Raw genomic sequence first — 11,537 nt, forward strand, 5'->3', positions numbered from 1 at the left:
TCTTAGGCACCGAGCGCCGCACCGCCGTCGACGGTGAGGTCGTGCATCGTGATGTGGGCGGCCTTGTCGGAGAGCAGGAAGACCACCGCCTCGGCGACGTCCTCGGGACGCGCCAGCTTGCCCAGCGGGATCCCGACGCGGTACGCGTCCGGGACCCCGTCGATGGAGGCCCGCGCGCTGCTCTCGTCCTGCCACATGGAGTTGAGCATCGGGGTGTCCGTGGAGCCCGGCGCCACGAGGTTCGCGCGGATGCCGAACTTGGCGACCTCCAGCCCCAGGCACTTGGTGAACATCGTCGCGGCGGCCTTGGAGGCGGCGTACGCGGACATCTCGGTACGGGCGGTGCCCGCGGCGTTGGAGGCGATCGTGACGATCGCGCCCCGGCGGCGCGGCACCATGCGGTTGACGACGGCCCGGGAGACGAAGAAGACGCCCGTGGTGTTGACCGCGAACGTCGTGCTCCACTCCTGGTCGGTCAGGGTACGCGCCTCGGCGAGCCGCAGCACGCCGGCGGCGTTGACGAGGAAGTCGAGCGGACCGACGAGCGCCTCGACGTCGTCGACCAGCGATTCGACGTCGGCACTGGAGGTGACGTCGGCCGGGAACGGATCGACCCGGCCGCCCTCCTCGGCGACGGACTTGGCGACGTCGCGCAGACGGTGGGCGTCCCGGTCGACCGCAGCCACCCGGACGCCCCGGGAGGCCAGGGCTCGGACGATGGCCTCGCCTATGCCGCCGGCCGCTCCGGTGACCAGAGCGATCTTTCCTTCCATGATGGAGAAACCCCCTCTTCTTCTTCTGCCTCAGCCGCGCCAGGCCGAGACGACCTCGACGGCCTGGTCGACATTGAGGCGCGGGTCGCAGAACGAGGTGTACTTCTCGCCCAGTTCGTCGACGTGGTATTTGTCGGAAACGCATTCGTGGACCAGGTCCGGGGTCGTTTCCAGGTGGAGCCCGGCCGCCACTCCGCCGTTGTCGACGACGGCCTTCTGGAATTCCTCGACCTCGCGTACGACCGTTTCCACATAACGGGTCTTGACGCCGCCGGGAAGGCTGACGGTATTCCCGTGCATCGGGTCGCACAGCCACAGCACCGGGTGCCCGGCTTCGTGCACCGCGCGGACCAGCTCCGGCAGCTTCTCGGCAGCCGTGCCCTGGCCCATCCGGGAGATCAGCGTGAGCCGGCCCGGCTCCTTCTGCGGGTCGAGCCTTCCGCACAGCTCCACCAGCTCGGCCGGGGTCATCTTCGGACCGACCTTGGTGGCGACCGGGTTGGCGATGGTCGCGAAGAGCTCGATGTGGGCGCCGTCCAGCTCGCGGGTGCGCTCACCGACCCAGGGCCAGTGCGTCGAGGTCAGCAGCACCGAGCCGTCCGGCTGGGTGCGCAGCATCGGGCCCTCGTAGTCCAGCAGCAGCGCCTCGTGGCTGGTCCACACCGGGGCCTCGGCCGCGGAGGGGCGCCCTTCGCCGTGCCAGCCGAGCCAGCCCATGGCCCCGGCGGCCGCGCGGTAGCCGGCGATCAGGCGCCGGGGGTCGGGACGGCGCAGCTCCGGGTCCGGCTCCGGGCTGTTGACCATGTGGCCGCGGTAGACGGGGAGCTCGACGCCGCCGATGGTCTCGGTCGGCCGGGAGCGGGGCTTGCCGAACTGGCCGGCCAGCCGGCCCACCCGTATGACGGGCTTGAGCGAGCGCGTCTTCATGACACCGGCCAGCACGTCGAGGAGCGCCGCCTTGCGCGCCACATAGCCGGGAGTGCACTCGGCGGGGTCCTCCGCGCAGTCCCCGCCCTGGATGACCTGCACCTCGCCCCGCGCGGCCGCGGCGAGCAGGACCCGAAGGTCCTCGACGTCCTGCGGACGGACGAGTGCGGGCGCCTCGGCGAGTTCGGCCCTGGCGTTCTCCAGGGCGTCTTCATCCGGCCAAACGGGCTGTTGGCCCGCGGGCAATGATTTCCAGCGTGCAACACCGTGCATGCGGCACCTCCCAGTGCTGTACCTGCCGTGACATCAGATGCAGCCAGAAGTCTGTGAAACAGGCATTCGGAGGAACCACAAGAGATTCGCCACTACGTCAGGTGGGGCCGTATTCGGTCAGGTTGAAAGGAAGCCGCCGAAATAAACCTGACGCAGTGCCCGGGCGTTGGGCCGGGGCCGGCGTCGAACCCTTTAAGGTCCGCACACGTGAGAGGACACGGGACCTTGAAGGTCCGGTACTTGACACACCATCAACGGTTCAGTTCATACAGATGTCATGACGTTCTAAGGTCGTGTTCGTGGTTAGTCAAGGAGCTGGAGCGCTGCTGAAGCAACTGGTGTCCGAGGGGGTTTCGCCGTGGCTGAGCACGCAGGACCCCGGGGAATTCGACGCCGGAGCCCGGTACCCGACCCTGGGCGCCCACTTCCACAACGCCCTCGCGCCCGCGGGCAGCAGCCTGGCCCAGCTCCGCCGCGCCTGCGATCTCCTGCTGCCCTTGTACGAGCTGAGCAAGGGCGCGGTGGGCCACGTCTCCGTGCCCGTCCCCCCGCACCGCGCCCATGACGCGAAGGCCATGGGAGAGGCGGCCCGCGCGGTGCACCGGGCGGTGGACCGCCCCAACGCACTCGTCCGCGTCCCCATGACCCCGGCGGGTCCCCGGGTGCTGTCCGGCTGCCTCGCCGAGGGGATCGGGGTGCACGCCTCGATGGTCTTCTCGGCCGAGCGGTACGCCGAGGTGCTCGACGGCTACCTCGACGGGCTGGAGCGGTCCCTGTCCTGCGGCCGGCCGCTGGGCGCCGCCCCGATGGTGGCCTCCTTCCCGGTCGGCCCGTTCGACGCGGCGGTCGATGCCCGGCTGGACGAGCTCCGCGTCGGCGCCCGGCACGAGGTGCGCGGGGCCGCCGGGCTGGCCGTGGCCCGCACGATGTACCGGCTGCGCGAGGAACGGCTGTCCGGGGACTGGTGGCGGGTGCTCCGGGCCAACGGCGCTCCGCAACCGCGGCTGCTGTGGGGTACCGGCGCCGACGGCGGCGTGGGCGCCCTGGTGGGCTGGAACACCGCGCTCGCCCTGTCCGTGGCCACCCTCGAGGCCGCCGCCCGGAAGCCGGAGCTGACCGGTGACACCCTGCTCAACGCCGACGGCGAGGCCGCGTGCGCCCTCCAGTCCCTGGAGCGGCTCGGCGTACCCGCCCGTCAGGTCGCGGCCGTGCTGGAGAGGGAGGAGCTCACCCGCCTCCAGCACGGCTGGGGGGTCAGGACGGGATCCGGTGTCGCCGCCTCTCCGGGAACCGGGTATTCGTCAGCGCCAGCAGCGGAGCCGACTTGACGGCCGTCTCCTCGTACTCGGCGGCCGGATCGGACAGGGCCACCACGGCCCCGCCGACCCCGTACCGGACGCGGTCGGCGGTGACCGTGGCGGTACGGATCACGATGCTCAGGTCCGCGGCGCCGGACAGCGAGAAGTAGCCGATGGCCCCCGAGTACACCCCGCGCGGACCCGCCTCCAGCCGGTCGATGATCTGCATCGTCCGGATCTTGGGTGCCCCGGTCATCGACCCGCCCGGGAAGGCGGCCCGTACGCAGTCCACGGCCGAGAGCTCCGGCCGCAGGCGCGCCCGTACGGTGCTCACCAGCTGGTGGACGGTGGCGTACGTCTCGACCCGGAACAGCTCCTCGGCCTCGACCGAGCCCGGTACGGCGCAGCGCCCGAGGTCGTTGCGGACCAGGTCGACGATCATCAGGTTCTCGGAGCGGTCCTTCTCGTCGGTCAGCAGGTCCGCGATCAGCTCCGCCTCCTCCTGCGGGGTGCTGCCGCGCGGCCGGGTGCCCTTGATGGGCGAGGACTCGACGAGCCCGTCGCGGGAGACCCGCAGGAACCGCTCGGGGGAGGTGCTGAGCACGGACAGCTCGCCGAACTGGAGCAGCGCGGCGAACGGCGCCGGGCTGGTGCGGCGCAGGGAGCGGTACGCGGCCCAGGGGTCGAGGCGGGCTTCGGCCTCGGCCATGTTCGTGAGGCAGACCTCGTACGTCTCGCCGGCGGCGATCTCCTCCAGGCAGGAGTCGATGAGGCCCAGATAGGCCCCGCGGTCGTGGCGCAGCCGGATCTCCCCGCTCGGGGCGGTCGGCCGGGGGGCCGGCAGGGTCAGGCCCGCGAGCTGGGCGAGCCTCTCCGCCGTGCCGATCAGCCAGGCGTCGGCCGCGGCCGCGGACTGCTCGCCGGTCCCCTCCACCAGGGCCAGCAGGTGGGTGGTGTGCGCGACGTGGTCGAAGACCAGGGCGCGGTCGGCGAAGACCACGGTGGCGTCGGCCTCCGGCGAGCGGTGCACGAGATCGCCGCCGCATTCCGCCTTCAGCTCGTATCCGAGGTAGCCGACCCAGCCGAGCGCGAAGTCGAAGGGGAGCTCGGGGAGTTCGGTGTGCAAGGAGCGCAGGTCGCGGTCGACCCACTCCAGGAAGGGGGCGGCGACCAGCTCGCTCGCACCGCCCGCCGACTCGACGGTGACGCACCCGCTCCACACGTCGGCGGTGGCGACCCGGGCGAGCGGGCCGGTGGCATCGCCCATGACCGAGAACCGGCCGCGGTCGCCGCCGGGCAGGCTGCTGTCCAGCCAGTAGGCGTGGTCGTTGCCGCGGAAGAGCTGGTCGTAGACGGTCTCGGGGGACCACCGGGTGGGCAGCTCGTGCGTGACCAGCCGCAGCCGGCGGACCGGGGCATCGGCGGCGGGAGCGGGTGCGGAAGCGGAAGCGGAAGCGGGCGTGCCGGCAGGCCGGCGGCGGGTCGCCTTCGCGTGGTTCGCGCGGGTCAGATCGGCGAAGTTTGCAAGCAGCTCGATCCCGTACTGACTGCAAATCGATTCGGGGTGGAACTGCACCCCCCACATCGGCCGCGTCCGGTGCCGCAGCCCCATCAGAATGCCGTCCGGCGTCCACGCGGTGGCCTCGAGCTCGGCGGGCAGGTCCGTCACGGCGAGCGAGTGGTAGCGGACCACCTCCATCGGGGAGGGCAGCCCGGCGAACAGGCCGGTGCCGTCGTGCAGGACGGGCGAGGTGCGGCCGTGGCGGGGCTCCGGCGCACGGGCGACCGTGGCGCCGTGCACGTGCCCGATGCCCTGGTGGCCGAGGCAGATGCCCAGCAGCGGCAGCGGCGAGCGCTCGACGATCTCGGCGCAGATGCCGAAGTCGGCCGCCCTGCGCGGGGTGCCGGGTCCGGGCGAGACCACGACGTTGTCGAACGCGCCGAGTTCCGTGAGCTTCCAGTGCGGGTCGTCATTTCGAACGACTTCCGGCTCCCGACCATTCACCTCGGTCAGATAGTGGAAGAGGTTATAGGTAAACGAGTCGTAGTTGTCGACGAGCAGCGTGCGCATGATGAAATATCCCCCCGTCTGAATCAGGCCGAGATTGGCTTGATCTCGAGCAGCATGTGCTCGACCATGTCCTCTCCGTACTCCCCCTCGCGGACCCGGTGGCTCGCCACGGTCGACAGCTCGCGCCCGCATCCGTCCGCCATCTCGTGCAGTGCCGCCAGGTCGCCGCGGTCGCTGAAGTGGAGCAGGACGCGGCCGCCCGGGGTGGTCCAGTGCACGGACTGCTCCAGATACCGGCGGTGCGCCTGGTACCCGGTGTCCACGTATGCCCGCTCGTGCACCGACTTGTACTCGTAACTCTCGGGCCCCATAACGTAGTTGGAGCTCCAGAAGACGATGTCGAACCGCTCGCTCTCGCGCAGGCCGGAGAACAGGTCGCTGTGCAGCGCCTGCAGCCGGTCCGCCACCCCGTGCCGCTCCGCGTTGACGGCGGCGTTCTCCACGGCGGAGGGGCTGATGTCGGCCGCCACGACCCGCTCGTATCCGGCCAGCGCGGCGGTCACGGCGATCACGCCGGTGCCGCACCCCATCTCCAGGAACGAACCGGAACGCGGGTTCGTGTCAAGCTTGTTGAGGCCGAGCAGCTCGAGGGCCACACCCGTCGAAGGGGAGTAGACGGGGGCGAAGACCTCGTCGAACAGGTCCCACTCGCGGTCGCCGAGCGTGAACACCCGCGGCCGGTCCTGCCGGGTCAGCGACAGCCGGCTGCGCAGCAGCGACCGCTCGTAGCTCTGGAGCTGAGACAGCTGTGACACCTGAGACATGCGAACTCCCCCAAGGAAACATCAGGCCGTTGGTGGTGCCGATGGTGGTGCCGGCACCGGAACGCTCAGTGAGCAGCCTGCCCTTGAGTCAGCCTCGACCAGAAGGTGTTCACGTGACAGCATCGGTCATGGACCGTGGTGACCCGATCACCCTCCGCGTCGCTGACCTGGATCGCTTCTCAAGTGTTTCTTGACCGGTTCTTGCCCCAAGAGATACTTTCAGGCGGGCCAGGGATTGCTTGCACCCGGTTGGTGCAATCGTGAACGGCTTTTATGGGGGTCGGGGGAGAAGTCGTGGTTGACCACGCTTACGAAATGCTGGAACTGCTGAACAGAGAGGCGCCTGCGGCTGCCTTCGACGACGTGGTCCGCAAAGCCCGTGAGTCCGGCCTGTCCGGGGACGCCCTCGCCCAGCTGACCAGGGCCCGAGACCAGAGTCTCGGCATCCGCGCACTCTTCGTACGCCGCCAGCAGCGCGAGGCCGGCCTGGCCGCCCTCGTGGACACCGCGCGCGACCTGACCCTGCCGTACGACCTCGACGAGCTGCTGAAGGTGATCACCCGCCGGGCCCGGCTGCTCCTCGGGCTCGACATGGCCTGGGTCAGCTTCGACGACCTCGACGCGCAGTGCTCCAGGGTGCGTTCGGCCGACGGCCACGCCTCCGCGCTCACCATCGGGTTCGCCATCCCGCTGACCGGCGGGGGCGTCGGCAAGCGCGCGGCGGACGGATCGGCCCCGTTCTGGTCGGCCGACTACATGAGTGACAAAACCTTCCAGCACAGCCCCGTCATCGACGAGGTGGTACAGGCCGAGGGTCTGCACGCCGTCATGGCCGTCCCGCTGCGGCACGCCGGAACCACCCTGGGCGCCCTGTACGTGGCGGACCGGCACATCCGGCACTTCACCCCGGACGAGGTGTCGCTGATGAGTTCGCTCGCCGACCTCGCCACCGTTGCGATCGAAAAGGCCCGGCTGCTGGAGCAGACCCGGTACGAGGTCGTCGAGCTGGAGCAGGACACCTCCCGCGCCCTGGACTCCTCCACCACCGCCCGCCAGCTCCGCGAGACGCACGGCCGCCTGCTCGACCTGGTGCTCCAGGGCGGCGGCCTCGGCAACCTGGCCGCCGAGGCGGTCAAGGGCTTAGAGGGCACGCTGCTCGTACGGGACGCGGCCGGCCGCAACCTCGCCTGCCCGGGCGGCGAGCCCCCCGAGCTGGACGAATCCGAGATACGCACCGTCCTGCTGGACGCGCACACCGACCGGCAGCCGCGCAGCACGGGCGACGGGGTGTGGGTCGCCTCGGTCGCCGCCGGCGACGAGATGCTGGGCACGCTCATCCTGGTCTGCGACGAGCCGGCCACCGACCGCCAGATCCAGCTCCTCGCGCTCACCGCCCAGGTCACCGCCGTGGTGCTGCTGATGGAGCAGGGCATGGCCGCCGCCGAGGGCCACATGCGGGACGAGTTCTTCCACGACCTGCTGCGGGGCACCTCGCTGTCCCCGGTGCAGATCGCCGAGCAGAGCCGCCGCCTCGCGCTCGACCTCGACGAACCCCACGTCATCGTGATCGCCCGGCCCGAGGGCGGGGTCCAGGGCCGCGTGCTCGCCTGGGCCGCCTCGTACGCCAACCGCCACCACGGCCTCAAGAGCGTGGACGGCGACATCGTGGTGCTGCTGCTGCCCGGCACCCAGGCCGGAGCCATCGCCCGTACGGCCTCCAAAGAGCTCTCCGAGGTGCTCGGCAAGCCCGTCACGGCCGGCTCCGCCGGTCCCGTCGACGATCCGGCCGGGATCGTCCACCTGTACCAGGAGGCCCGCCGGGTCCTGGACGCGGTCGCGGCGCTCACCGGCCCCGGCAGCACGGCGTCCCCCGAGGAGCTGGGCTTCCTCGGTGTCCTCCTCTCCGAGAAGCCGAACATCGCCGGGTTCATCAACGACACCATCGGCCCCGTCCTCGACTACGACGACCAGCAGTACACCGAGCTGATCCGCACCATGGAGGCGTACTTCGCCTCGGCCAACAGCCCCTCCAGGGCCGCCGAGTCCCTGCACGTCCACCCGAACACGGTCTCGCGCAGGCTGGAGCGGATCACCGAGATCCTGGGCGAGGACTGGCAGAAGCCCACCCAGGCCCTCCAGGTACAGCTGGCCCTCCAGCTCCAGCGGACCCGGCAGGCGCTGAACAAGGGCCCCCGCGGGGACCAGCCCCGGCAGACCATCGGCTGACGGCCGGCGTGCGCCTGCGGGCGCCTACCGGTCGACGGCCCCCTGGGTGAGCACCCGCACCGCGTGCGCGGCGGAGGCCAGGGTGGTGTGCCGGTGCCAGCCGCCGAAGGAACGGCCGCCGAAGTCGGTGAGCCCGACCTTCTGGGAGACGTCCCTGAAGTCGGCCTCGACGTGCTGCGCCCGCTTCGCGAGCCGCAGCAGCCCGCCGGGAGGCGCCTGCGTCATGTCGGTGACCCAGCACTGCTCGGGCCAGCCGCGCGGATCGCTCCACTCGCCGAACAGCAGCAGCGGCCGGGGCGCCTGCGGCAGCTCCACCCGTACGCCGACCACCAGCGTGGTGCGCTGCTGGAGGGTCAGCGGGTCCAGCCAGGTCACCGGACGGCGTAAGGTCCCGGCCATCAACAGCAGCTGATGCGCGGCCAGTTCCCGGTTGCCGCTGCTCGGCAGGACCGGGTCCACGCAGCGGACCCGCATCGAACCGCGGGCCGAGGCCACGAAATGCGTCCCGGCCGGGCCGAACCGTCGGGCCACCGCGGCCGGATCGACGTCGGGCAGGTCGAACACCACCGGGCGGCGGTTCTGGCCGACCCAGTCGCGCAGCTCCTCGACGGCTCCGGCGGCGCATTCGAGCGGGCTGGTCGCCAGTTCCGACTCGTGGACGTTGGGGGAGAGGGGGCCGACGCTGTCGCGCCACTTCTGGGTGAGCGCGAGCCGCCAGTTCACCGGGCAGCTGTGGTCCTCGCCGACGGACCAGACCCCGAACGCCACCTGGCTGTTGACCATCTGCCCCCGCTCGGGCACGAAGCGGCGGGCCACCCCGACCGACTCCGTGCCGGCCTTGGAGATGACCACGGGCTGCACGACCCAGGCGCGGGGGCGCAGCGCCCGCTCGAGATACCGGGCGAGGGCGGCCCGTACGGGACCCCAGTCCCAGGTGGACGAGACCACGAAGTGGTGCAGGCTCTGCTCGGCCGCGCGGTCGCCGACGTGCGCCGCGATGTTGCGTATCGACTTGCGTCCTTCGGCCTTCAGGAGACCGCGCAGGTACACCTCCCCCTTGCGCCGCTGATCGCTGCGCGGCAGCGAGGCGAACAGCTCGGCGCAGAGTTCGGCGACGACCAGGTCCGGTACGAACCGGCTGCTCAGGGTCTCCAGGCGTTCGAGACTGGGTGCGCTCATGACGGATCCATCCCTTCCCCCGACGTTCTCTCCAGCCCCTCAACCCTGCGGTCGGAGGAGCCGGAAGAACCAGGTGAACCCGTCACACACATTCGGCCCGCCGTGCGCAGCGGACCATCAGCCCGAAAGAACCAGGCGAACCCAAATCACCCTCTGATGGGGCGCACCACAACCCTTTGGCCAGGGCAGCAACGATTCGCAGCGTCCTCGAGGACCGCTGGACCCGAGGTGGACCACCCACCCCACCCGCCCCACGCCCCGGGCATACGCCCCCAAGGGTGCCCGCCCCACCACGCCAGGCCCCGCGCATGGTGGCCGGCCCACCACGACGCAGCTCAGCCGGGGGTCACACCGTGCGCGCGAACACCGCCCACGCCAGGTCGCCGACTTCGACGACCGCCCCGTCGGCCCGCTTGCTGTCCCGGACGGCGACGGTCCCGGCCACGTTCGTGGCCACCTCGACGCAGTCCGAGTCAGTCGTGACACTGCTGTAGCTGGACTTCACGAATTCAAAGCGGGTCATGAGCCTGCATACCCCTTGCTGATGGCGTCGATCAGGTTCAGGGAGTCGTGCGGTGAGAGGCTCATCCGTGACACGCGGTCGAACGCCCGGGCGTATGCCTCGTTGCCGTCCGCACCCTCCACCCACAATGTAGTCGCGATGCCCTCGGAGTAGCCGACGTCCAGTGCTCCGGGGTCAGCGAACGACACGATGTTGAACGCCCCTGCGACGGCATGGTGCGCACCCACCCTGAACGGCAGCACCTGCACGTGGATATGGGGCTGCTTGGCCATTTCCAGCAGGTGGTTCAGCTGCCCCCTCATCACATCGGGGCCGCCGATCTGCTGACGCAGAGCGGCCTCCCAGAGCACCGCGTGGAACTCCAGCGGCCTCTCGTCCCAGAGCCGCGACTGCCGCTTGATCCGTGAGGTCACCAAGACCTCGATCTCGTCCGGATGCGTCCACGAGTCGGAACTGACGCCCAACGCGCGGATGTAGTCGGCGGTCTGGAGCAAACCGGGGATCAGAGCGAGCTGCCACGTGCGGATACGGACGGCGACGTCCTCCATCGCCACGTACTCGGCCAGATTTCCCATCGTGGGGATGTGTCGCCACCAGCCCTTGGCCTTGCGGCGCTCACGGTCCAGGCGCGCCAGGTCCAACAGCCCGCTCACCGCCTGCGAGTCCGTCACGCCGTAGAACTCGCACAGCACACGGATGTCCGGGTCCCGCATCGGAACCCAGCCGCTCTCCATCTTCACGATCTTCGTCGCCGTGGCGCTGATCTCTCGGGCCGCCTGCAGCTGGGTCTTGCCCGCCGCCGTGCGCAGCCTGTTCAGTTCGCCACCCAGCCTGCGCCCCAGCACCGTCGACACCCGGTTGCCCTGGCCTTCTCGCATCCCCTGGTTCACCGGCCCAGTCTCGCGTCCCCTCCCGGCTGAAGTCGACACGTCACCCCTTCGGGGAACATATTCCCCGAATCACTTGCCCCGGTATTTCATCGCTCCTACCGTCGGTGACGAACTGCTCACTGCTCAAGCCCAGTTGGCGGAAGTGCACCGTGCTGCCCGCACGGCGGAGCCACCGCCCATCGGAAGGTGCACGTACACATGGACGAGCCGACGCGATGCGACGTACGGAACTACCCGCCCCGGCAGGACTCGGTGCCCGCGGCCCGGCGGCGAGCCGCCTGGCTCGCGGTGGCGTGGGGGCTGCCCCAGCTGGCTTCGGACGCGGCGCTGCTGACCAGCGAGCTCACCACCAACGCGCTGCTGCACGGCTCGCTGCGGGACCGGTACCTACGGGTCGAGGTACAGCTCACGGGAGCAGTGCTCCGTATCGCGGTCACCGATCCGAAAGGCGAACGGCGGCCCGAACCGCGAGCGGCTGCCCACGATGAGCAGTACGGCCGGGGGCTGCAGATCGTGGGCGCCGTCGCGGAGCGGTGGGGGGACTCCGCGAGGGTCATCGGCAAGACGGTATGGGCCGAGCTGGGCGCCGGAGGGCCCCGTTAGGGTTGGCCCG

The 11,537-nt window shown here is 70.6% G+C and carries 10 protein-coding genes; 3 read left to right on the top strand and 7 right to left on the bottom strand.

The genetic code is table 11. The features are described 5' to 3' along the window. Window positions 1-2: 2 nt before the first annotated feature. Together AB5J51_RS20150 and AB5J51_RS20155 are read right to left on the bottom strand one after the other, a co-directional pair. A complete protein-coding gene (locus AB5J51_RS20150; RefSeq protein WP_053787078.1) occupies window positions 3-773 on the bottom strand; it encodes a 2,3-dihydro-2,3-dihydroxybenzoate dehydrogenase in 771 nt (256 codons plus the stop codon). Window positions 774-803: 30 nt separating this feature from the next. Next, the gene (locus tag AB5J51_RS20155) at window positions 804-1,973 is read right to left on the bottom strand and encodes a 3-deoxy-7-phosphoheptulonate synthase (RefSeq protein WP_053787077.1); all 1,170 of its coding nucleotides are present in this window, start codon (window positions 1,971-1,973) and stop codon (window positions 804-806) included. A 299-nt stretch (window positions 1,974-2,272) separates the two neighbouring features. Between AB5J51_RS20155 and AB5J51_RS20160 the strand changes: the two genes are divergently transcribed. Then, the gene (locus tag AB5J51_RS20160; protein WP_369778227.1) at window positions 2,273-3,301 is read left to right on the top strand and encodes a transaldolase family protein; all 1,029 of its coding nucleotides are present in this window, start codon (window positions 2,273-2,275) and stop codon (window positions 3,299-3,301) included. Here AB5J51_RS20160 and pabB read toward each other — a convergent pair. Both pabB and AB5J51_RS20170 read right to left on the bottom strand, forming a co-directional pair. Beyond that, complete coding sequence (gene pabB, locus AB5J51_RS20165; protein WP_369778228.1) at window positions 3,228-5,342, bottom strand: aminodeoxychorismate synthase component I; 2,115 nt, start codon at window positions 5,340-5,342, stop codon at window positions 3,228-3,230. The two genes, AB5J51_RS20160 and pabB, sit on opposite strands and share 74 nt — an antisense overlap. A gap of 23 nt (window positions 5,343-5,365) precedes the next feature. After that, window positions 5,366-6,106 carry a class I SAM-dependent methyltransferase gene (locus AB5J51_RS20170; protein WP_053787074.1) on the bottom strand — a complete coding sequence of 247 codons (741 nt, stop codon included), beginning with the start codon at window positions 6,104-6,106 and terminating at the stop codon, window positions 5,366-5,368. A 294-nt stretch (window positions 6,107-6,400) separates the two neighbouring features. Between AB5J51_RS20170 and AB5J51_RS20175 the strand changes: the two genes are divergently transcribed. Further along, window positions 6,401-8,332 (top strand): helix-turn-helix domain-containing protein, encoded by a 1,932-nt coding sequence (locus AB5J51_RS20175; protein ID WP_240805475.1) that lies wholly within the window; start codon window positions 6,401-6,403, stop codon window positions 8,330-8,332. A gap of 24 nt (window positions 8,333-8,356) precedes the next feature. On the opposite strand, the gene AB5J51_RS20180 is transcribed toward AB5J51_RS20175, so the two are convergent. From AB5J51_RS20180 to AB5J51_RS20190, 3 genes are all read right to left on the bottom strand, one after another. Next, window positions 8,357-9,511: a transposase gene (locus AB5J51_RS20180; RefSeq protein ID WP_053787072.1), complete on the bottom strand. Its 1,155-nt coding sequence runs from the start codon at window positions 9,509-9,511 to the stop codon at window positions 8,357-8,359. A 346-nt stretch (window positions 9,512-9,857) separates the two neighbouring features. Further along, window positions 9,858-10,034 carry a DUF397 domain-containing protein gene (locus AB5J51_RS20185; RefSeq protein ID WP_078987388.1) on the bottom strand — a complete coding sequence of 59 codons (177 nt, stop codon included), beginning with the start codon at window positions 10,032-10,034 and terminating at the stop codon, window positions 9,858-9,860. Further along, on the bottom strand, window positions 10,031-10,912 hold the full coding sequence (locus tag AB5J51_RS20190; protein ID WP_053787120.1) for a helix-turn-helix transcriptional regulator: 882 nt from the start codon (window positions 10,910-10,912) through the stop codon (window positions 10,031-10,033). The genes AB5J51_RS20185 and AB5J51_RS20190 overlap by 4 nt, the downstream gene beginning before the upstream one ends. 210 nt (window positions 10,913-11,122) lie before the next feature. On the opposite strand from AB5J51_RS20190, the gene AB5J51_RS20195 reads away from it, so the two are divergent. Beyond that, window positions 11,123-11,527, top strand: coding sequence for an ATP-binding protein (locus AB5J51_RS20195; RefSeq protein WP_369778229.1), 405 nt, complete (start codon window positions 11,123-11,125; stop codon window positions 11,525-11,527). Window positions 11,528-11,537: the final 10 nt, after the last annotated feature.

The sequence above is a fragment of the Streptomyces sp. R33 genome, from assembly GCF_041200175.1.
GTDB classification, from domain to species: domain Bacteria; phylum Actinomycetota; class Actinomycetes; order Streptomycetales; family Streptomycetaceae; genus Streptomyces; species Streptomyces katrae_B.